Genomic DNA, 21159 nt, shown 5'->3' with positions numbered 1-21159 from the left:
CCGTCGAACCTGAACGTTCGGCGGTCTTTGTCGTTGCGGGATCAGGACGTTGCCCGATTGATTGACAAGACAATCAACCAAAACCTAGGTTCGGCGACATCAGCAACTGTCCGGGAATTCCAATGATCCGTTTCGCCGCTCTCACCGCCCTCTGCCTCGCAGCCACAGGTGCCGCCGCGCAGGATGCCGACTGCTCCGTGGCTGAATTCACCGCCGGTCTCAAATTCCAGCAGAAATCCGCAGAGGTCGCCGCGCTTCAGTTGCAGGCCTACAATCTTGCGACCCTGCGGCTCGACGCTGCGGTGGAAGGGGCCGATGACCCGGCGAAGCTCGCCGTCGTGACCGATCTCGACGAGACGGTCATCGACAATACGGCTCTCCTCGCCCGCGACCTGAAGAACTGCCATCGCTACGACAACTGGGACACATGGCGGCACTGGGAGCGCGAGGGAAAACCGACGCTCATTCCCGGCGCGAAGGCCTTTCTCGATCATGCGGACAAGCTGGGCGTGACGATCGCCTATATCTCGGACCGGACCGACGACCAGAAGGCGTTCACGCTCGAAGCCCTCAAGGGCCTCGGTCTGCCGCAGGTCAGTGCCGACACGGTTCAATTGCTCGGGCCGGACAAGACGGAACGCCGTGCGAATGTCTCCAAGGACCACGAGATCGTGCTTCTCCTCGGCGACTCGCTTCCCGATTTCGATGGTGGCTTCGGTGAAGGCTCGGTGGCGGAGCGCCGGCAGCTGGTCGAACAGAAGGCGTCCGAATTCGGCGACAAATGGATCGTCTTCCCGAACGCGGCCTATGGCTCCTGGCGCAAGGCGGAACTCGATGCCTGGGGCGCGGAACAGAAGCTCGAAGAATACTGACCGGCGTTGATCAGACCGTGGGGCTTATGCCCCACGGTCTTCTGAATATGACCTTCCACGCGGATCGCCATCAGAAATCCGCTTGATCGCTTCGCGATGACGGATTTCCTGAAATCACGCAGGCGCAGCATGGGGCTTCGATATGCAGCCCGGATGAACGGCAGTCCACCGTATCAGACGTTCTGGTCTGTCCGGTCGTGATCCGGCTTGGCCTGGGTCTCCCAGGCTGCGCCCGCATCGGCGAGCTGTCCTTCCACGACCTCAACTTCGAGCCGGATCGTCGCGCCACCCGCGAACACCAGATCGATATGGCCTGACGGCGCTTCCATTTCCGAGAAGCGGATCGCCAGAAGCACGAGAACCTGATCGTCGCTCGCCGTTTCGAGGCCCTGACGGCGCACATTCGTCACCCGGTCGAAATGCAGAGCAGACCGGCGTCGTTCGTATTTAGGCGCCGAGAACACGCTGAACTTGCGCTTCTGGGCCGTCTCCCAGGCAAAGCGGTTCATCTCGACGGCGAACTGCTTCTCGGCCTTGCGATAGTGGCAGTCGCCCAGCCGAACGATCGCGTCCTGACAGTGAGCCGAGAAGATGTCGAGATCGTCCTTGTCGACGGCAAGCAGGCGGAGGCGGTCCATGGGCATCGCAGCGTTCGATATCGTCCGATTGGAAGGAGGCCGCATTTCACGGCTCACCGGATATAGGTCGCCTCGACCCCGTTCAAACCCATCGACTTGGCGCGAACCGCATCAGTTTTTCTCGGGCTGGCGATATTGCTCGGCAACCTGACCGAATTCGGCGAGGAAACGACCGGCCGCGACCTGAACATGATAGATTCCGATCGCTGGCGAGCGGGTCTTGAAGGCAAGCATCGCCGATCGCAGCGGGGAGGCGGCCAGCAGAGCGAGGTTGCGCGCGTGGCGCTTCATCCGGCCTTTCGCACCTTGGCCATGACGGCGCTCGATGATCGCCGAGATGGCACCGTTGCGCACCGAGCGCGCGTTGATCCAGGAGGCTTCAGTTCGCCGCGCCGGCATCGTTTCCATCACGTGGGCCTCGGCGCACCAGCCGAAGGTGAAGCCGCGGGCCTTGCAACGCGTGTAGAAATCAGCGTCTCCGCCTCCGATGAAATTGAAGGTCGTATCGAGCCATTCCGGCCCCATCGCCTCTAGTACCCTGCGTCGGATCGCGACATTGCCCGAGGAATAGAGGATCGGGACGCGCCCAGTCGTCTGATAGTGCGGCGTGAACACCGGGTGCTTGGACCAGCGCTGCCCGCTCTCGTCCTCGAAGACCGGAAGCTGGGGCGCGCCGACCATATCCGCATCGAGATCATCGCTCGCGGCGATCAGCCGGTCCAGCCATTCAGGGGAGGCGAGTTCGTCGTCGTCGATGATGAGGAGATGCGAGAAATCCGGATAGTGATGGAGTGCCGTCTCGATACCGGCATTATAGGCCGAGCAGTTGCCGCGCTCATGGGCGATGATCACGATGCCGGCCTGCTGGGGATGTGCTTCGAACCATGTCTTCGCGGCAGGAAGGCCTTCCAACCCTTCGTCGTCGTTCTCCATGACGACGATCGCGAAGTTCTTCTTCGTCTTCTGCGCCGTCACCGAATCCACCGTCATGATAAGGTGATCCGGCCGGCGAAAGGTCGGAAGGATGACGACGACCTCCACCGGGCTTTCGCTCTGGTTCACGTGTCGGACGGAGATATTCGGGTTCATCGCTTGCTGCGCCGGTCGCTGAGGTCTCGGAAGGTCGATGAACCATAGCGGCGCCAGATGAATATTTCTTCCAGTCGCCAAGAACCCGCGATCGGCCTTGCCGAAGAATTAACGAAAGAGCAGCACCGGCCGCATGCACTTGCGGACAATTTCGTTCGTGACCGATCCGACGAAGAAGGCCCGCAAGCGCGAATGCCCGGAGGCGCCGACCACGACGAGGTCGATATCCTCGCGATCGCATTCCTCGATGACCGCTTCCTCCACATCTCCCTGAAGCGTGCGGCAGCACGCATCGAGGCCGGCGCCCTTCAGGTCCTCGCAGACGCGTTCGAGTTCCGGGTCGGATGCATTACTGGTCGCCTTCACGACCTCGATATGCGTTCTCCTCAGAAGCGGCGAAGAGCGCAGGAAATCGAGCGCCTTGAGAATGCTCTGGCCTCCGTCATAGGCCACGAGCACCTTGTGCAGGGGGCGGAAGGCGCGGGCCGAGATCAGCACGGGCGCCTTCGCCCGACGCATGATGCGTTCGACATTCGAGCCGAGATGCATTCTTGCGAAATCGGCTGCATCGCCGCGCTTGCCGATGACAATGAGATCGCAGCCAGGTTCGCGCACCTCGATCGCTTCGAGGAGATCGCCGAGAACCACTTCGTCTTTCACGTTCTCGATGCCCCGTTCGCGCAGCCGCTCCGCCGATTCCGAAAGGATCAGCCGGCCGCGTTTGCGGGCGAGCTTGGCGCGCTTCTCGTCATGCTCGGCAAGCTCCTTCAGGAGTTCATCCCGCTCACCGAGATCGAGATTGCCTGAGAGATCGGCCGGTGCCGAGCCGAGATCGCGGCGGCCGATCACGTGAATGAGTTCGACGTCGGCGGACAGCTGTCGCGCCACGTACTCCGTATTGTCGATCACGCTCTCGGTATAGTGCTGCGAGCCATCGACGAGCGCCAAGATCTTCGCCACGTTGTTTCCTCTTCGCTTCTTGTCGGCAGCGCTTTGCGCCGCCCGTCCGCTTCTGTGGCCGGACAGTCGGTCGAGTGTGTCAGTGGGCTTCCATGCGGGCAAGGGCATCCGGCTTGTCTGCGATGCCGAGACGACCGACAAGCGTGCGGCTCGCCTCGTTCATGCCGACGAGTTCGACCTCGGTGCCCTCGCGGCGGAATTTCAAGACTGCCCTGTCCAATGCGCCAACGCCCGACAGGTCCCAGATATGGGAGCGTGAGACGTCGATCGTCACCTTGTCGACATCCTCGCGGAAGTCGAACGCATCGCCGAAATCGCCGGTCGAGGCGAAGAAGATCTGGCCAAGGACCCGGTAGGTCCGATGGCGTCCATCGTTGGAGAGATCGCTCTCAATGTAGAAGAGTTGGGCGACCTTCGAGGCGAAGAAGATGCCCGACAGAAGTACGCCGGCGAGAACGCCGATCGCGAGATTATGGGTCCAGACCACCGTCACGACCGTGACCAGCATGACGATCGAGGAACGGCGAGGATGGGTCTTGAGGTTGAAGATCGATTCCCAGGAGAAGGTGCCGATCGAGACCATGATCATGATCGCGACCAGCGCCGCCATTGGGATCACGGCCACCCAGTCGCCGAGAACGACGATGAGGAAGAGGAGCGCGATGCCTGCAAAGAAGCAGGAAAGCCGCGTGCGTCCGCCGGATTTCACGTTGATCACGGACTGGCCGATCATCGCGCAGCCCGCCATGCCGCCGAAGAAGCCTGTGACCGTGTTGGCAATGCCCTGGCCGATGCATTCGCGGTTCTTGTCGGACGGTGTGTCGGTGAGATCGTCGACGACCTGCGCCGTCATCAGCGATTCGAGGAGGCCGACGACTGCAATGCCGAGCGAGTAGGGCAGGATGATCTGCAGCGTCTCGAGCGTCAGCGGAATGTCCGGGATCAGGAAGATCGGCAGCGAATCGGGGAGTTCGCCCATATCGCCGACGGTGCGCAGATCGAGCCCAAAGATGAGCGCGATGACGGTCACGACGACGATCGCGACGAGCGGCGAGGGGATCGCAGTCGTCACTCGCGGCAGGAGATAGATGATCGCAAGACCGAGCCCGACCATCGCATAAGTGAGGGATGGAACGCCGACGAGCTCTGGAATTTGTGCCATGAAGATGAGGATCGCGAGCGCGTTCACGAAGCCCGTCATCACCGAGCGCGACACGAAGCGCATGGCATCGCCGAGCTTCAGGGCACCCGCTATCAGCTGGAGAAGGCCGGCAAGCACCGTTGCCGCGAAGAGATATTGCAGGCCGTGATCGGCGACGAGCGTGATCATCAGCACGGCCGTCGCGGCCGTCGCCGCCGAGATCATGCCCGGGCGGCCACCAAAGATCGCCGTAAGGCAGGCGATCGAGAATGAGGCGTAGAGCCCCACCTTCGGATCGACGCCGGCGATGATCGAAAAGGCGATCGCTTCCGGGATGAGAGCGAGGGCGACGACGAGGCCGGACAGGAGATCGCCGCGGATATTGCCGAGCCATTCGGCTCTGAGATTGCGGGTCGAGAACATGAGCTCCAGACGAATATCGGATCGCCGCGCGCGATGTTTCGCTGGCTCGATGCCGGCGCTCGCGTACGTTCACCATGCGGTGCGGCCGCTGGATGCGACGATGAGATGGGCCGGGGGATAGGCGCCCGGCATAGCCACCCGCGGGGGATGCGGGTCCATGTTGCGCCGCACTCTTGACCCATCGTCGCGGCAGAATCAACCCGCGACGATCGGACTCGCGTGCATAGCTGAGTTGTGCGCTTGCCTTCGCCTTAGCGAAGCCGCAAAAGAACGGAACGAGAAAACGCGATAACCGAATGGCGGCGGTTACCCATGAATGCTTTGGCGCGACGAATGCGGCAGGACGAGTGCGAGCGGCTGGATGCCGAAATCGCGGGTAAAATGGTTCAGCTTGATCCGGCCGGCGTCCTATTCCTGCCCGACGAGCAGACCCTGATCGTCTCCGATCTCCATATCGAAAAAGGCGCGGCCTTCGCCCGGCGCGGCATGATGCTGCCGCCCTATGACACGGGACTGACTTTGCTGCTCCTGGAGAAAGTCCTGAAACGCCTGGAGCCGCGTCGTGTCATCTGCCTCGGCGACTCCTTCCACGATCGGAAAGGCGCTGAACATCTGCCCGAAATCTATCGAGATTCGCTTGTGACGCTGATGGCTGGACGCGACTGGGTCTGGATCAGCGGCAATCACGATCCGGAACCACCGGCCGAACTGGGCGGTACCTGCTGCGGCGAGATAGCGATCGGCGCACTCACGCTGCGACACGAACCGACGGCCGGGCCCGCTTGCGGCGAGATCGCCGGTCACCTCCATCCGGTCGCGAAGGTGAAGGGACCGGGCAGGGCGGTTCGCGGCACCTGCTTCGTCGGAGACGGCTCGCGCCTCATCCTTCCGAGCTTCGGGGTTACCACGGGTGGCCTTAACGTGCTCGACCGCGCCTTCTCGGGCATGTTCGACCACTTGAGCGCCCGCGTGTTCGTGACCGGGATGCGCAAGATTTACCCGATCGGTTTTGCTTCACTCTGCTGACGGACCGCGGCGTGCCGCTCGGAACTTGTCGATGCGAAGACGAACCGTTGCTGGCACGTTCCTAAGCGTTCAAGCGGTCTTGTGAATGATTGAAACCTTACAGTTCCCATTGTCTGGTTATAGACCAGAGTAATTCAGCGTTGACATGACGCTGCGTTTGGCTCTTTCACGTCATCACGACTTCGCGAGGGGCGGAGTTTTCGGGGGAGGGAAGAGTCGATGAAACGAATCATGGCATTGGGTCTGGCGGCACTGGGGCTGGCCGCCTGCACGACGACGGAAGATGCCAACCAGGCGATCCAGAGCCGTTGGACAGGTCAGCAGAGCGATCTCTTTTTCTCCCAGTATGGCCCTCCGGCCAGCACTTTTCCGCTGAACAATGGTGGTACAGTCTATACTTGGCGCGGGGGCGAGACGGTTCGCGACGTGCCGGCGCAGTACCGCGCGATGTCGAAGGAAGAGCGCAAGTTCGAGGAAAAACGCCGGAACAACTCCACCATCATCAATATCGGTGGTTCCATGTCGATGGAATCGGCTCCTCCGGGCCAGGTTCTCGTCACGCCGGCGCGAACCGAACAGCTTGGCTGCGAGGCGCAGATCACGACCAATGACCGGGGGATCATTACGAATATTCGTACCAGCCGCGACACTGACGGTGAGGGATTCAGCTTCTCGCGCTGCGCGGAAGTCTTCGGCGTCGAGAGCTAAGGCCGCAGGCCATTACGGGTAGCCGTCTGCGAGGCGGTTCTCCAACCGACCCATCGGCGCACAAGGGAATGTCCGCCTCGCGCCGATGATCGATTTCCCAGTCCTGTTCCTATTCAACGTTTTCCGGCCCTGAGAACAGGCCGGCATCTTCGCCTGCAAGGAACTTTCGCGCATCATCCTTGCCGGCTTCCCAGGTGTCGTGAAGCTTCTGCCGGTCGGTGAAGTCGATCTTGTCGGCGGGCACCGCCTTTGAGGGTTGAACGTATAGACGCCGCTCGGTCTGCGGCAGATTGCGGAACCGGCGCGTCAGAAGGATGAGGGTACGTCCCGCGTCATTGGTCGGCAGCGGTGCCTTGGATGTCATGCCGCCGTCGATCACGTATCTGCCTTCCCAGCCCTCGACGTTGAAGACCGGCGGGATCACGGCGGCCGCGCAGATCAGATCCACCAGCTTTCCCTGCTTTGCCGCTTCGCGGGCATCGACGAGGCTGCTGTCGGCGCCGAGCTGGGCCGGCCATTCCACATGCGGCGTCGAGCGGATCGAGAGATCGAGGAGATAGGCCGCCATCATCGGGAAGGTCGACCATTTCGGCAGCGTATCCGTCGGCGGATGGGCGATCAGGACCTCGAATTGCGGTCCGTCGATGATCGACTGGATGGCGTCATCGTCGAGAACTGCGGATACGACCTCTTTATAGATGCGTTGATGCGGAGTCAGTCCGTCGACATCGGCTTCGTCCAGCGAGGTGCTGATGTTGAAGTCCCTTTCGAGAAACGCCTCACCCATTGTTTCCAGCAGCTTTACCTCGCGCTGCGCGATGTAGCATGCGGCCGACATGGCGCCACCCGAAGCGCCTGTGATCCGCTTCGGATTGAGTTCGAGGGGCTTGCGGACAAGTTCGCAGAAACCGCCATGCCAGAAGCAGCGCGTGCCGCCACCCGAAAAGACGAGCTGTTCGAAAGGCTCCAGCTTGACGCTGTTGACGATGGAAGACGCGTGCTCGGACATCGGCATTTCCCGTTTCTGGCTGTCACCAAACAATAAGAGACCCCCGCCGCGGAGCGAGGGTCTCGATAGTTTCAATCGTGGGGCCGAAGGGGCGCTGCTTCGAAAGGCCGCCGGTCATTCCAAGAGACGAACGTCAACAGCTAGCTCCGGCGATGCTCTGTCAGAGACGCTCGACGCACATCGCAACGCCCATTCCGCCGCCGACGCAGAGCGTTGCAAGGCCCTTCTTAACATTCCGGCGCTGCATCTCGAAAATGAGCGTGTTGAAGATACGGTTGCCGGAAGCGCCGACCGGATGGCCGATCGCGATTGCGCCGCCATTCACGTTGACGATCTCCGGGTCCCATCCGAGGTCCTTGTTCACCGCGCAAGCCTGGGCCGCAAAAGCTTCGTTGGCCTCGACGAGATCGAGGTCGTCGATCTTCCAGCCGGCCTTTTCCAGCGCCTTGCGGCTCGCAGGTATCGGGCCGGTGCCCATGATTGCCGGATCGACGCCGGCCGTCGCCCAGGAGACGATCCGCACCATTGGTGTGATGCCGCGCTTCTCGGCCTCCGACTCCTTCATCAGGACGACGGCCGAGCCGCCATCGTTGATGCCGGATGCGTTGGCAGCCGTGACCGAGCCTTCCTTGTCGAAGGCCGGCTTCAGTTTGGCGATTCCCTCGGCGGTCACGCCGTACTTGATGTACTCGTCGTCCTCGACGACCGTGTCTTCCTTCCGGCCTTTCACGGTGAACGGCACGATCTCGTCCTTGAAGCGGCCGGCCTTCTGGGCTGCTTCCGCCTTGTTCTGGGACTTGGCGGCGAACTCGTCCTGCATTTCGCGGGTGATCTGCCACTGGTTCGAGACATTCTCCGCCGTATTGCCCATGTGGTAGCCGTTGAAGGCATCCATCAGGCCGTCCTTCAGCATTGTATCGATGAGCTTGAGATCGCCCATCTTCTGGCCCTTGCGAAGGTGCTGGGCATGCGGCGCCATGGACATGGATTCCTGACCGCCCGCGACGATGATGTTGGCGTCGCCCATGGCGATCTGCTGCATGCCGATCGCGACCGTGCGCAGGCCCGATCCGCAGAGCTGGTTGAGACCCCAAGCCGTTGTCTCCTTGGGACAGCCGGCGGCCATGGCGGCTTGACGTGCTGGGTTCTGGCCCTGCGCCGCCGTCAGGATCTGGCCCATAATGACCTCGTCCACCTCGTTCGGATCGACCTTTGCGCGTGAAAGGGCTTCCTTGATGGCGGCTGCGCCGAGGTCGTGGGCCGGCACGCTCGAAAGCCCGCCATTAAACGCGCCCACCGCGGTCCGCGCCGCACCGGCGATGACGATAGAGTCGGTATTGCTCATGGTTCACTCCCTCATGATCTTTGAGCCTGACGCCGCGACCCGCTTGAAAGACCTGGTCTCGACCGGCTCTGCTTTTCATTCACAATTTGATAGCCGGCGGCTGCAAGTCAAATGCTATGCCAATGTTGGCAAGTTCACAGTTGCAGCGCAAAACGCGCAACCGGCTTTGCTTTCAAAGCGATGGTCGCGATAAGGTTTGGAATGCGCTGCAAAATGTGCCACTCCTTCATGCAGCGCAGCGAAAAACCTGACTACGGTTTGGTTATGCGGGTGGAAAATCTGTCTTTTGGGGCACGAAGGCATGGCTAAAAAGTCCGATGTGACCATCATCAAGAAATACGCCAACCGGCGACTCTACAACACCGGGACCAGCCAGTACGTGACGCTGGAAAACCTGGCGCAGATGATCAAACTCAACGAGGAATTCCTCGTTCAGGACGCCAAGACCGGCGATGACATTACCCATTCAGTGCTTACCCAGATCATCTTCGAACAGGAGTCGAAGACCGGACAGGCGATGATGCCGACGACCTTCCTGCGTCAGCTCATCCGGTTCTATGGCGACCAGATGCAGATGGTGGTTCCGAGCTATCTCGAACAATCAATGTCCGCTCTTTCGCGCGAGCAGGAGCGTTTTCGCGAAACCATGACGAGCGCCGTCGGCAAGACGCCGATCGAAATGATGGAAGCGCAGGTTCGGACCAATACCGAGATGTTCCGGAAGGCGATGGCGATGTTCAACCCGTTCATGTCCGGCGTCGGCAGCGGATCGATCGACAATTTGCCCCCAGAGGGCGGCGAGCGCCAGAATCACGAGCTGGAAGCGATGCGCACGCAGCTCGCGGCCATGCAGGAAAAGATCGATCGGCTGACCGACGACAAGGGCTGAGGCCGGTCCGGCTCGAGAATATCAAGCGAAAAACGCGTCTATCGCGTCCGCAATCTCCCGCAGAATGTCTCCGGCCGGCCGCGCTTGAGCCAATCGTGCCGACTGGCCCGCCCAAGCCTGCATTCGGATTATATCCTGCTTCTGTGCCGCATCCGACCGCATTGCTGCCGTCAGGCCGCGCTGAACGGGGTAGGGCGCGGGTTCGGGAAGCGCGCCGCTCTCGATCGCCTCGACGTAACGATTGCGCACGGCGCGGCCCAGGCGTCCTGAAAAGCCCCGTGTCAAGGCCGTCTCGGTTGCCGATGTTGTCGCGAGTGCATCGGCCCAGGCCGGATTGAGGCCCGCTTCCGGCGTTCTCAGGAAACCCGTCCCGATCTGAACCGCCGATGCGCCGAGCGTCAGTGCGGCGATGGCGGTTCTTGCATCGGCGATCCCTCCTGCCGCGACCACCGGACAATCCACGGCGTCGACGATCGCTGGAATGAGCGCGAGTGCGCCGACCGCCTGCATCTGAGCTTTCGACGCATCGAAACTGCCGCGGTGGCCGCCTGCTTCAGCTCCTTGAGCGACGATGACGTCGGCGCCAGCCGCTTCGGCTTTCCGCGCTTCATCGGTGCTGGTCACGGTGGCGAACCAGAGGATGCCTTCGTCCTTCAATCGACTGACGAGGGTGTTCGAAGGCAGGCCCATGATCGACGAAAAGGCGGTCGGCCGTGCTGCGATGATCGCTTCTGCCTGAACCTCGAAATCCAGCACAGCGGCATCGCCCGCATCATTAGGAACGGCGGGCCCCCATTCCCCGAGGGCCTCCCGAAGTGCTGCTTCGTGAGCGGCATCGCGATGAGGTTCCGGGTCCGGCACCCAGAGGTTCATGATGAAGGGGCCGTTGGAGCCTTGTCGAAATTCGTCGGCCCATTCTGCGATTGTGTCGGGCCCGAGGAGAAGTGCACCGCAGGCTCCGATCCCGCCGGCATTTGCCACGGCAATCGATAGGGACGGTGGGCACGCGCCTGCCATGGGAGCAAGTCCGATACAGGTCTCCGCACCCGTCAACGCCTGAAAGGCAGTCATTCTGGCTGAGGTTTCGCGGCGCATGGCAGTCTCGTTTCGCTATTGTTCGGCGTTCGGAAACGTACCGCGATCTGCTGCCCTGCCAATGCACAAAAGATCAATGCCTGCCGTTTCGATTGGCTGATGGAACAGCGTACCGCCAACGCGAAAAACCCGGCCACCGTCTCCGGTGCCGGGCTAATCAAGTCATCAGGGCAGGGCTGTTTTAGTCCTTGACCGTCATGATCTGGCGACCGCGATACATGCCGGTCTTCAGATCGACATGGTGCGGACGGCGCAGTTCGCCCGAGTTCTTGTCCTCGATATAGGTCGGGTTCTTCAGCGCATCCGCCGAACGGCGCATTCCGCGCTTGGACGGGGTGGTTTTTCTCTTCGGTACGGCCATGGTTAGCTCCGCTCAGTATCGGCCGTCGAACGGGTTGCAACCCGCCAATTGTCTCGACCGAGGATATCGTTCAAGGTGTTGCCTTCTGCCCGAAACGGGCTTTCCGGCCCCGATTTGGTCAATGCAGGCTGCTTCGCAAGCGAAATGCGAATGGACCGGCTTCACCATGACGGGAAATCTTGAGCGTCGCCATATCAAACCTCGCGGCATTTGCAAAGGGTTTGTCCGAACCGCGTGAAGCCAGATCGGCGGAAGCGAAATCGCTTAGCCTTCGGTTTTCACGCAGCCGACGTAATCGCCCGAGGCGCGCGCGAGACGCTGGACGCGGTCTGCCAGCGCATTCATCCGCCGTGTCGGATCGGCCGGATTGCGACCCGTCGGATTGGGAAGCGTCACCGTCAGGAGTGCGGCCTGCCGTTCGGTGAGATCGGCAGCCGAGCGTCCGAAATAGTGCTGGCTTGCCGCCTCGATGCCGTAGACTCCTTCGTCCCACTCCGCGATGTTCAGATAGATTTCGAGGATCCGGTCTTTTGAGACGACCATATTGAGATAGAGCGCCAGCGGCAGTTCGATTGCCTTCCTGACATAGGATCGGCCGTTCCAGAGAAACAGATTCTTGGCTGTCTGCATGGGGATCGTCGAGGCACCGCGTGTCTCTTCACCGTCCAGAAAATCATCGACCACCGCTTTCATCTCGCCCCAGTCGACCCCGTCGTGCCGGCAGAACTGGCCGTCTTCGGACATGATCACCGAATAGCGCATGACCGGCGCGATCTCTTCGAGGTCCACCCAGTCTCGCAAATAGGGACGGAAGGTGAAATGGTCGCGCAGAATTAGCGTGGACACCGGATGGACCGCCGAGACCGTGTAGACCGGGACGAGGATGAGCGGGAGGGCGGCCAGAACCAGACCTGCGACGATGACGGCGATGACGATCTTGCGCAGCATCTTGATCGGGCGGACTCTCTGGCGCATCGGAGCGAAGGCGGTGGCGGTTTTCAGAGCTTCGGTTTAGACGGCGGGTCGGGCGACGGCAACGCCGCTCTTCGAGCCCGACCTGCTTCCGGTGGGCGCAAATGGCTTGAAAGCCACAATCCTCGCCCGGACGAAATCGATGACCATAAGGGACGCCTGAGATGTTCGAGCAGAGCCTGGCACAAACAGCGGAACGGGTAGAAGCTCGACTGACAGAGGCCCTGTCCGGTCACGCTGGGCTCGCGAAAGGTGCTCCAGAGCGGCTCCTCGCTGCCATGCGCCACGGCGCGCTTGGCGGCGGTAAGCGGCTACGACCCTTTCTGCTGATCGAGAGCGCACGGCTCTTCGGTGCAACCGATGACGCGGCGCTCGATATTGCCTGCGCGCTGGAGGCTATCCACTGCTATTCGCTGGTTCACGACGATCTGCCGTCGATGGACGACGACGACATGCGGCGTGGTCGCCCGACGGTCCACAAAGCCTATGACGATGCGACGGCGATTCTCGCAGGTGACAGCCTTTTGACGCTCGCCTTTGGACTGGTTGCCGGCGCCGAAGCCATCCCGGCCGAGGCGCGTGTAAAGATCGTTACCTTGCTTTCTGCTGACGCAGGCGTTGCCGGCATGGCGGGCGGACAGGCCCTCGACCTCGCGGCCGAGCATTGCGCGTTAAGCGAAGACGAGATCGCGTGCATGCAGGCGATGAAGACGGGCGCGCTGATCGCCTTTGCCTGTGAGGGCGGCGCCGTCGCTGGCTCGGCTTCTGACGATGATCAACAAAGGCTGCGGCGGTTTGGCGAAACCATCGGTCTCGCCTTCCAGCTCGCCGACGATCTTCTGGACGAGACAGCCGATGCGGCTCAACTCGGCAAGGCCGCTGGCAAGGACCGGGCGCGCGGCAAGAAGACGCTTCCTGCCCTTCGCGGCATCGATTGGACACGCAAACGGCTTGCAGAACTTGTCGCCGAGGCCGAAGCCGAGCTCGCGCCGTTCGGCGAGAAAGCGCGCGTGCTGCTGGACGCCGCCCGGTTCATCGCCAATCGGGACCGGTGAAGAGGGTCATTCGGAAAACAAGCGAGTGCCTGTTTGACGTCGGCAACGTTCCTTCGTTTCAATGGCGATGTCGCGATTTAGGTCGCATGCACCTCGGTTTCGACGCTTCTCGCGCCGATCCTGACGCCGCTTCTCTTCTATATTTTTGCGAGCCAATATCTCCCCGTCGATGCCGACGCGATTTTCGTGTCTATTCTGAAGATCGTTCCTATTCCCATTATTCTGGCCATCCTGTGCCAGCAATTCTTCGGTAAGGCCGTCCTAGAGGCGGTGTCCATTCGGCCGCTCGTCAGTGTCGCAGGGGGCGTCCTCATCGTCGCCGCCGCGGTCGGGTCAATCAGGAGCGGATCGCAATGAGCGGGCTAGCCACTCTCGCGATCGTCGCGATCCGTAATTTTGTCGGCTTGGCGCTCGGCTATCTGGCTGCTCGGCTCCTTTCGGTTCCAGAGCGTAAGGCGAAGACGATTTCCCTGGAGGTCGGGTTCAAGAATTCGGGGCTCGGTGCTGCCTGGGCGACGGCGCACTTCTCGCCGCTCGCGGCAATGCCCAGCGCCATTTTTCGGTCTGGCACAATATCTCGGGCGCTATCGCGGCGAATTATTTTTGCGCAGTCGGAAACTGAACATTCGCCTGATCGCGACGCTGCAAGATCATCTGTCCGATAGGCTCGTCCTCGCGAGCTGTCTCACGCGCGCACGCCTTTTAATCTTGATCTGGATCAAAATACTGGTGCTTCGTACTATGTAAGATACGGGCATTCAAACAAGGAGACCCGTGTCATGAGCAGCGTGCGTGAACCTCTTGCGAACCAGCAGAGTCATATCCCGGCGGCCGATCGGAACGGATTCCTCGCCGATGTCGCGGTCATCACCGATGGCTCGGAAAGCGACGAGGCGACGCTTTCCTTCGCCGAGACGATTGCGAGTGCCTACAGCGCCCACCTTACCGCGCTATACATGAACTATGTTCAACTCGGCGCGATCCCGGTTGGGCCCGGATCGGCTTTCCTCGTCCAGAAGCTGCGCGAAAATGGCCATGCGACGGGTGACGCCGTCGAGGCGGCGCTGCGCAGCCGCCTCGAAGCACAGGCTGGTTCCTTCGAGCTGCGGCGCTCGGAAGGCGAAATTGGCGATCTGATCGAAGCGGCGGTTCGCATGGCGGGCGTCAGCGATGTGGTCGTGGCGTCCGGTCAGAATGCGCTCGTCCGGCCCGGCCGGGATCTCATCGAGGCGCTTCTCTTCAAGGCGAGTGCGCCGGTGCTGATCGTTCCTGGCCAAGCACACGTTCAGAAGGATGCGGCGCTTTTTCCAAGTTCGATTGTGGTCGGCTGGCGGGATACGCCCGAATGCGCCCGCGCCATCGCCGCCGGTCTTCCCTTCCTCAAACGCGCCAACGCGGTGACTCTCGTCAATGTCGCCGAATCGAACGCCGACGAAGAGCGGCACCGGGAGCCGATGGCCGATGCTGCCCGCCATCTCTCAAGGCACGGTGTCTCGGTGGAAGTCCGCCACATCGCGGAATGGGAAGACCCGGCGGACGCCTTGGTCAACGAGGCCAAGATTATCGGTGCGGATATGCTGATACTCGGCGCCTATGGCCACTCGCGGGTTTACGAAACCGTGTTCGGCGGTGTGACCCGCGAGCTTCTCAGGAACACTCCGCTGCCGATCCTGTTCTCGCACTGAAGCCGTAAGTTGGCGTTCAGTTCTTGACCACCACGCAAGACCCGCCGCGCTGACGAAGCTGGCCGCAGACGCGGCTGGCTTCGTCTCGGCTGTCTGCACCGATCCGCACTGCATAGATATTGGCGCGTCCGCCTGCTCGGGCCCTCACGACCATCGGCTGTTTGCTACCGATGACCGATCCGTACTGCGAGCGCACCCTGCCGAACATTTTCATTGCAATGGAGCGGTTTGCATGGCCCGCCACCTGAACGCCCCATGGCTGTCTTCGAACCGCCGGCGCTTCGGTCGAGGCGAAAACCGCGCGGGTCTTCATGATTGGCAGGTTCGAGCATGACTCCATGAAGGGCAGGTCTTCGTCGAGCGGGCGCTTTTCCACGTCGCGGCCGGTCTCGAGGAACCACTCGATCGGCCGATAGGTGATAGCGTTCACATAATCGACGGTCTCGTAGGGCAGCGTGCCCTGAGCACCGCCGGCGATCCAGCCCTTCATGCGGTTTATGCCGCCGTTATAGGCTGCCGCGGCGAGCCCCCAATTGCCGAGTTCGTTTTTCAGGTCACGAAGATACCGTGCGGAATGCCGGATGGAGGCTTCGTAATCATACGGATCCGCGAGGCCGCGCTCTTTCGCAGTATAGGGCATGAACTGCGCGATCCCTTGGGCCCCGACCGGCGAGACCGCGCCGACGTCGAAGCGACTTTCCTTCCAGATCAGACGCGCGAAGAAATCGCGGTTCATCAGCATCTCGTCGGCGTTATCCGCGATGAGTGTGCAGATCTGCTTCGTCGTCGGGTTCTTGTCTTTCCCGGAAATCTGCTTGCGGCCAGCAGATCTATCACCGGACGTGGTCGCGTTGGGCTTGGATGGACTGTCGGTCTTTTCCACGACGGCAACGTTCTCACCGTCATCCCGCGCACTGGGTTCGGTCGTCTCAGCGGAGCTATCGGATGAGGCCTGGCGAGCATAGGGTTTGGCTTCGTTCGCGGCGACAGAAACCGCCGGCAGGCCGAGAGCCAGCGCCAGTCCGAGACCTATTGAGATCGCGTATTGCCGCACGTTGACCTCTGAACTTCATTTCCAAACAACACCTTGCCCTATGAATTCGCCGATATGGCGGCAGGGTGCAATGTCGAAAACTGTCACTTGATGAAGGTCGCGATTCTGGCTCTTGCACGCGACCGCAATGTCTATTTCTCGAGGCTTTCTTCCGACTTCTTCCGTTTGGCGAAGGTTACGCGAAAGTCTGCGCCTCGCTGCTGCTCAGCACCTCACGCGCCTTGGTGAAGATATCTTCTTCATCGGCCGCGGCGTCGGACTTCACGTCATAATAGAACTCGTGCCAGTCTTCCTGCCGGGTTTCGTTCGCGCCTTCGGTGTTGCCGATGGTCCCGAGCAACTCGCGATGCTTGTCGTGATCGGTCTTGATCCGCTCACAACCGTCCGGCATCGGTTTCTGCCGGGTGTGATGACTATTCGGCGGCGTCCCGCTCATTTCCGGAGCCGAACCGCTTTTCGATATAGTCGGTCACCATCACCTGAAAATCGGCTGCGATGTTCGGTCCTCTCAGTGTCGCCGCCTTCTTGCCGTCGATGAAGATCGGCGCGGCCGGCTGTTCGCCCGTCCCGGGGAGCGAAATGCCGATATCCGCATGCTTGGATTCGCCCGGTCCGTTCACGATACAGCCCATCACGGCGACGTTGAGCTGCTCGACGCCGGGATATTTCTCGCGCCAGATCGGCATGTTCTCGCGGATGTCGCTCTGAATTTTCTCGGCAAGCTCCTGAAACACTGTCGAGGTCGTGCGGCCACAGCCAGGGCAGGCGGCGACGACGGGCAGGAACTGACGGAATCCCATGGTCTGAAGTAGTTCCTGAGCGACCTGGACCTCCCGTGTCCGATCGCCTCCGGGTTCCGGCGTCAGAGAGACGCGGATCGTGTCGCCGATGCCCTCCTGCAGAAGGATGCCCATAGCGGCGGAGGAGGCGACGATGCCTTTCGACCCCATTCCGGCTTCGGTCAGGCCGAGATGCAGGCAGCGATCGGTGCGGCGCGACAGATCGCGGTAAACCGCGATCAGGTCTTGCACGTTGGAAACCTTCGCCGAAAGGATGATCCGGTTGCGCGGCAGGCCGATATCCTCGGCAAGCTCGGCCGACATCAATGCCGACTGGATGATCGCCTCGCGCGTCACGGCGCGGGCCGATTTCGGCTCGGCCAGCTCGTTGTTGGCGTCCATCAGCTTCGTCAGAAGTTCCTGGTCGAGTGAGCCCCAGTTGACCCCGATCCGCACCGGCTTGTCGTAGCGGATCGCCATCTCGATGATCTCGCCGAACTGCTTGTCCTTCTTCGTCTTGAAGCCGACATTGCCGGGATTGATGCGGTATTTCGCGAGTGCCTCCGCACACCCCGGATGATCGGCGAGCAGCTTGTGGCCGATATAGTGGAAATCGCCGACGAGCGGCACGTCGACGCCGAGCCGGTCCAGCCGTTCGCGAACCTTTGGAACAGCGGCGGCCGCTTCGTCTCGGTCGACCGTGATGCGCACGATCTCCGAGCCCGCGCGGGCGAGCGCAGCGACCTGCGCGACCGTCGAGTCGACGTCAGCGGTGTCAGTGTTGGTCATCGACTGGACGACGACCGGGGCACTGCCACCGACCATCACACCACCGACATCGACGCCTATGGTTGGGCGGCGATCGAGTGGCCCCGCCAGCGGTCCTTCGAGGGGTGGCGTCATGTCGTCCATGGTGAAAGCGCTCTTTCAATTCGTCGGTCGGAACGGACGTGGGCCGTCTTCAGGGGCTTGTCAATTGACCTTAACCGGATGGCGCGCATGTGACACGAGGGAAAAACAGCGCCCTCGCGCGAACCGCCAACGTGAACAGGATCAATAGAAATGGAAGTCGGTATAGGTCCGATCGTCGTCGTCATCGCGTTCTTGGTCATGATCATGGCGGTTCCGATCTGGCCGTGGGCAAGGCCGTTCGGCTACCGGCCGACGATCATCTTGGGGATCGTCTTCATGATGATTGCGGTCTTCGTCGCAATCGGCGGGTTCGGTTCATTTTAGATTTGTTCTCGGTCGGGACCGGGAACGCCCCAGCCACCTTCGCATTCAGCTTCCCTTCATGACGAAACCGTCATGTCCGAAGACATGGCAATGCCCTAATGTTACGAACATATGGGACGCGAAACATCCGTCCTTCCGAGCTTTTGATCCTCGGACGGGACGACCTTGGATAAGCAGACGACAATGGCGAACATGATGAAACCTTCAAAGTTTGCAGGAAAAGCAAAGGCGTTCGGCGGCCGCGCGGCTCTCTCGCTGATGCTGGCACTTGGCGTTGCGGCTCCAGCCGTGACCGCTATGAGCGGACCGGCTCTTGCGCAGGGTGGTGCAGCGGCCCAGCGGATCGCGGACCATTTTTCCAGCATTCCCTCCATGCACGGCGACTTCGTGCAGTTCGATCCCAACGGACGCCAGAGCGAAGGCAAGTTCTACATCGAGAAGCCGGGCAAGGTTCGCTTCGATTATGCCTCGCAGCCGCTGCGCGTGATCGCCGATGGCTCCACCGTAGCGATCAACAACAAGAAGCTGAACACCTGGGACACTTACCCATTGTCCCAGACGCCGCTGAAGCTGCTGCTCGACCGGCGTATCAACCTGTCGTCGGCAAATATTCGTAGCGTTCGGGAAGAACCGGATCTGACGACAATCGTCATGGGTGACCGGTCGATATTTGGCAATTCGACCATCACCATGATGTTCGATCCCAAAACCAGCGATCTCAAACAGTGGACCATCCGCGACAAGCAGGGCCGCGATACCACTGTAATGATCTACAACGTGAAAGAAGGCGGTGACATCCAGAACTCCGCTTTCAAGATTCCCTACACCGCCATACAGCAGGGACAGACCGGAAATTAACAATCCCGCGTTTTTACTTTCGCAGCGCCTGTCACGTACTGGACGAGCGCTGGTTAGAAAACCGAATGATTTCAAGGGAGGGCGCGAAGGCGCCCTTCTTTTTTACGGCGGTCCTCGCCCATGTAACCGACCGTTAACCGTTCCGATTTACCGTCTTCATTAAGGCTAATGGTCACGCGGGGTGGCCGATATGCCGTTGACGCGGGGAATCGCAATGAAGAAAACTCTTTTGACCACCGTCGCGGCGCTTGGTGCCCTGGTGGCCTTCCAATATTCAGCAAACGCGGCCGACCTGATTGAAGAGCCAATCTACGTCGAACCGCCGGTGGTTCACCAGCCCAAGCCGATCGCCACGGGCGGATGGTACCTGCGCGGCGACGTCGGATATCGCTTCAGCGAGACGACGCGTGGTCGGTACAAGACGTTCGAAACCTATCATCCCACCAACACACATTTCTATCAGTACTATGACTATAATGAAATTGAATTGGAGGAGAGTTTCCTGCTCAGCGGCGGTGTCGGCTACCGCTTCAACGACTTCGCTCGCGTCGATCTCACAGCAGACTATTTTAAGAATGACCTTCGCGGAACATCGAACTGCGTGAGCTATCCATCCGATGTGTGCCGTTACGACGATAAGTCCGATGCTGATATCTGGGTTCTGATGGCGAACGCCTATGCTGATCTCGGCACCTACGGCGGTATCACGCCCTATGTTGGTGGCGGACTCGGTTTTGCTCATGTCTCGTATGGGGATATGAAGAACAAGTACAAGTGCGCCAGTTACGTCGCAACTTTCTGCGGCGAAACCTACAAGCACGGTGGCAAGAACAGCTGGCGCTTCGCTTACGGTCTCACGGCCGGTGCCAGCTATGACATCACGGCCAACCTGAAGTTCGACGCGGGCTATAAATGGACGCACGTTAACGGCGGCGAAGCCTTCGGATTTGACTCCATCGACTCCGCTCTCGGCGCCTCCGGCACCCAAGGTTATGACAACGGTTTCGACATCCACACGGTCCGTGCCGGTCTGCGTTACGAGTTCGGCGGAAGCGGTATCGGCAAGGGTAAGGGGCCGGCCATCGCGCAGCCGGTCTATTCCGAGCCCGCGCCGCTCTACTCCGAGCCGGCCCCGATCTATGACGAGGTCGTCTACAAGTAAGCTCCGGCTTAAAACCTTTGACCCCCAGAACCCCGGCCAGAAATGGTCGGGGTTTTTTGCGTTATGCGCTCAGATTTTCGGCGTGGTACGCTCTCCCCGTTCGATATTCTCGACTTGGTCTCAGGTTGAAATGCAGATCCATCTTGTGTGAAGCAGGCTTCAGATTCCCGGACAATCGTGACGACGAAGACAGACATGACACAGCTGACCCTGCGGCCGAACCGACCCTTCGATCTGACACCTCTCGGACGTCTTCTGTCCGACGAAGCCGATCTTGCCTTGGTCAATCCCAGTGCGAAACATCCATTCGACCCGCTCGAATGGCAAGAAAAGTGGCTGAACGAGCCGGATGATGCTTCCTTCTATCTCGTCGACGAGACTGGCCGCGAGGTGGGCTTCTTTGCCCTGCGGGTCGGGATCGGTCCCGAGGTCCGACATCTTGTCTATGTCTTTGTCGAGGAAGAAGCCCGAGGCGGGGCGGGCAAGGAGCTGGCAGCTCACGCCGAAAATGCTGCCAGGGAGCTCGGCGCTATCTCCATTACCCTCAAGGTGGAACTCGACAACGAGCCTGCGATGAAGGTCTACGAGTCTGCCGGGTACGAGGAGCTTGGGCGCTCCAACGGGATGGCGACCATGCGCCGCGACTGGGGGCCTGACTTCAGCTAAGATTTGCGCGCCTGGTGGATTCCAGCATGAAGTGCAACGTGATCATGAGAAGCGGATTTGGACGTCTTTGCCAAGTTCTTTGAGCATGGCTTGGAGAGGCGTGACGAAGCCGAGGCATTTTCTCGGTGTCGTATTG

The 21159-nt window shown here is 60.8% G+C and carries 23 protein-coding genes and 1 other annotated feature; of the genes, 11 read left to right on the top strand and 12 right to left on the bottom strand.

Features of this window, described 5'->3' with window-relative positions; genetic code table 11:
• Positions 1 to 122 precede the first annotated feature (122 nt).
• Positions 123 to 872 carry a 5'-nucleotidase, lipoprotein e(P4) family gene (locus ABRA89_RS14820; protein ID WP_349942274.1) on the top strand — a complete coding sequence of 250 codons (750 nt, stop codon included), beginning with the start codon at positions 123 to 125 and terminating at the stop codon, positions 870 to 872.
• Positions 873 to 1045: 173 nt separating this feature from the next.
• Here ABRA89_RS14820 and ABRA89_RS14815 read toward each other — a convergent pair whose 3' ends face one another.
• The 4 genes from ABRA89_RS14815 to ABRA89_RS14800 all read right to left on the bottom strand — a co-directional run bounded on the left by ABRA89_RS14815 (position 1046) and on the right by ABRA89_RS14800 (position 5123).
• Positions 1046 to 1510 (bottom strand): DUF2948 family protein, encoded by a 465-nt coding sequence (locus tag ABRA89_RS14815; protein ID WP_349942273.1) that lies wholly within the window; start codon positions 1508 to 1510, stop codon positions 1046 to 1048.
• Between the two features lie 111 nt (positions 1511 to 1621).
• Positions 1622 to 2599: a glycosyltransferase family 2 protein gene (locus tag ABRA89_RS14810; protein WP_349942272.1), complete on the bottom strand. Its 978-nt coding sequence runs from the start codon at positions 2597 to 2599 to the stop codon at positions 1622 to 1624.
• A gap of 108 nt (positions 2600 to 2707) precedes the next feature.
• Positions 2708 to 3559, bottom strand: a complete 852-nt coding sequence (locus tag ABRA89_RS14805; RefSeq protein ID WP_349942271.1) for a universal stress protein — start codon at positions 3557 to 3559, stop codon at positions 2708 to 2710.
• Between the two features lie 79 nt (positions 3560 to 3638).
• Complete coding sequence (locus ABRA89_RS14800) at positions 3639 to 5123, bottom strand: SulP family inorganic anion transporter (RefSeq protein ID WP_349942270.1); 1485 nt, start codon at positions 5121 to 5123, stop codon at positions 3639 to 3641.
• 104 nt (positions 5124 to 5227) lie between these two features.
• Positions 5228 to 5283 (bottom strand) — a sequence feature (sul1 is cis-regulatory element that is thought to sense ions involved in sulfur or methionine metabolism; They are found in Alphaproteobacteria).
• Positions 5284 to 5456: 173 nt separating this feature from the next.
• Between ABRA89_RS14800 and pdeM the strand changes: the two genes are divergently transcribed.
• Positions 5457 to 6149, top strand: a complete 693-nt coding sequence (gene pdeM, locus ABRA89_RS14795) for a ligase-associated DNA damage response endonuclease PdeM (protein WP_349942269.1) — start codon at positions 5457 to 5459, stop codon at positions 6147 to 6149.
• A gap of 219 nt (positions 6150 to 6368) precedes the next feature.
• Positions 6369 to 6857, top strand: coding sequence for a hypothetical protein (locus tag ABRA89_RS14790; RefSeq protein ID WP_349942268.1), 489 nt, complete (start codon positions 6369 to 6371; stop codon positions 6855 to 6857).
• A gap of 109 nt (positions 6858 to 6966) precedes the next feature.
• Here the strand turns inward: ABRA89_RS14790 and ABRA89_RS14785 are convergent, their stop codons facing one another.
• Entirely contained in the window at positions 6967 to 7866 is a 900-nt protein-coding gene (locus ABRA89_RS14785; protein ID WP_349942267.1) for a patatin-like phospholipase family protein, read from the bottom strand.
• Between the two features lie 160 nt (positions 7867 to 8026).
• Positions 8027 to 9211, bottom strand: a complete 1185-nt coding sequence (locus ABRA89_RS14780; protein ID WP_349942266.1) for an acetyl-CoA C-acetyltransferase — start codon at positions 9209 to 9211, stop codon at positions 8027 to 8029.
• A 301-nt stretch (positions 9212 to 9512) separates the two neighbouring features.
• Here ABRA89_RS14780 and phaR point away from each other — a divergent pair, with 301 nt between their 5' ends.
• Positions 9513 to 10100, top strand: coding sequence for a polyhydroxyalkanoate synthesis repressor PhaR (gene phaR / locus ABRA89_RS14775; protein WP_349942265.1), 588 nt, complete (start codon positions 9513 to 9515; stop codon positions 10098 to 10100).
• 21 nt (positions 10101 to 10121) lie between these two features.
• Here the strand turns inward: phaR and ABRA89_RS14770 are convergent, their stop codons facing one another.
• From ABRA89_RS14770 to ABRA89_RS14760, 3 genes are all read right to left on the bottom strand, one after another.
• On the bottom strand, positions 10122 to 11195 hold the full coding sequence (locus tag ABRA89_RS14770; RefSeq protein ID WP_349942264.1) for an NAD(P)H-dependent flavin oxidoreductase: 1074 nt from the start codon (positions 11193 to 11195) through the stop codon (positions 10122 to 10124).
• 181 nt (positions 11196 to 11376) lie between these two features.
• Positions 11377 to 11556 (bottom strand): 50S ribosomal protein L32, encoded by a 180-nt coding sequence (gene rpmF / locus ABRA89_RS14765; protein WP_349942263.1) that lies wholly within the window; start codon positions 11554 to 11556, stop codon positions 11377 to 11379.
• A gap of 264 nt (positions 11557 to 11820) precedes the next feature.
• Positions 11821 to 12531 (bottom strand): biosynthetic peptidoglycan transglycosylase, encoded by a 711-nt coding sequence (locus ABRA89_RS14760; RefSeq protein ID WP_463671303.1) that lies wholly within the window; start codon positions 12529 to 12531, stop codon positions 11821 to 11823.
• A gap of 161 nt (positions 12532 to 12692) precedes the next feature.
• Here ABRA89_RS14760 and ABRA89_RS14755 point away from each other — a divergent pair, with 161 nt between their 5' ends.
• The 3 genes from ABRA89_RS14755 to ABRA89_RS14745 all read left to right on the top strand — a co-directional run bounded on the left by ABRA89_RS14755 (position 12693) and on the right by ABRA89_RS14745 (position 15268).
• Positions 12693 to 13583: a polyprenyl synthetase family protein gene (locus tag ABRA89_RS14755; protein WP_349942262.1), complete on the top strand. Its 891-nt coding sequence runs from the start codon at positions 12693 to 12695 to the stop codon at positions 13581 to 13583.
• A 117-nt stretch (positions 13584 to 13700) separates the two neighbouring features.
• Positions 13701 to 13940 (top strand): hypothetical protein, encoded by a 240-nt coding sequence (locus ABRA89_RS14750; RefSeq protein WP_349942374.1) that lies wholly within the window; start codon positions 13701 to 13703, stop codon positions 13938 to 13940.
• Positions 13941 to 14362: 422 nt separating this feature from the next.
• Complete coding sequence (locus ABRA89_RS14745) at positions 14363 to 15268, top strand: universal stress protein (RefSeq protein WP_349942261.1); 906 nt, start codon at positions 14363 to 14365, stop codon at positions 15266 to 15268.
• Between the two features lie 16 nt (positions 15269 to 15284).
• Here the strand turns inward: ABRA89_RS14745 and ABRA89_RS14740 are convergent, their stop codons facing one another.
• The 3 genes from ABRA89_RS14740 to ispG all read right to left on the bottom strand — a co-directional run bounded on the left by ABRA89_RS14740 (position 15285) and on the right by ispG (position 18004).
• Positions 15285 to 16322 (bottom strand): lytic transglycosylase domain-containing protein, encoded by a 1038-nt coding sequence (locus tag ABRA89_RS14740; RefSeq protein WP_349942260.1) that lies wholly within the window; start codon positions 16320 to 16322, stop codon positions 15285 to 15287.
• A gap of 175 nt (positions 16323 to 16497) precedes the next feature.
• Positions 16498 to 16758: a hypothetical protein gene (locus ABRA89_RS14735; RefSeq protein WP_349942259.1), complete on the bottom strand. Its 261-nt coding sequence runs from the start codon at positions 16756 to 16758 to the stop codon at positions 16498 to 16500.
• Positions 16736 to 18004 (bottom strand): flavodoxin-dependent (E)-4-hydroxy-3-methylbut-2-enyl-diphosphate synthase, encoded by a 1269-nt coding sequence (gene ispG / locus ABRA89_RS14730; RefSeq protein ID WP_349942372.1) that lies wholly within the window; start codon positions 18002 to 18004, stop codon positions 16736 to 16738. The genes ABRA89_RS14735 and ispG overlap by 23 nt, the downstream gene beginning before the upstream one ends.
• A 159-nt stretch (positions 18005 to 18163) precedes the next feature.
• Between ispG and ABRA89_RS14725 the strand changes: the two genes are divergently transcribed.
• From ABRA89_RS14725 to ABRA89_RS14710, 4 genes are all read left to right on the top strand, one after another.
• Positions 18164 to 18337, top strand: a complete 174-nt coding sequence (locus ABRA89_RS14725; protein ID WP_346220382.1) for a DUF3309 family protein — start codon at positions 18164 to 18166, stop codon at positions 18335 to 18337.
• Between the two features lie 183 nt (positions 18338 to 18520).
• Positions 18521 to 19195, top strand: coding sequence for an outer-membrane lipoprotein carrier protein LolA (locus ABRA89_RS14720; RefSeq protein ID WP_463671302.1), 675 nt, complete (start codon positions 18521 to 18523; stop codon positions 19193 to 19195).
• Between the two features lie 214 nt (positions 19196 to 19409).
• Complete coding sequence (locus tag ABRA89_RS14715; protein WP_349942258.1) at positions 19410 to 20357, top strand: outer membrane protein; 948 nt, start codon at positions 19410 to 19412, stop codon at positions 20355 to 20357.
• 195 nt (positions 20358 to 20552) lie between these two features.
• Complete coding sequence (locus ABRA89_RS14710; protein WP_349942257.1) at positions 20553 to 21023, top strand: GNAT family N-acetyltransferase; 471 nt, start codon at positions 20553 to 20555, stop codon at positions 21021 to 21023.
• Positions 21024 to 21159: the final 136 nt, after the last annotated feature.

Origin of the sequence: Fulvimarina thalattae (assembly GCF_040239565.1) — a bacterium.
In the GTDB taxonomy this organism is placed as follows: domain Bacteria; phylum Pseudomonadota; class Alphaproteobacteria; order Rhizobiales; family Rhizobiaceae; genus Fulvimarina.
This window is presented reverse-complemented; position numbering and strand designations above follow the sequence as displayed.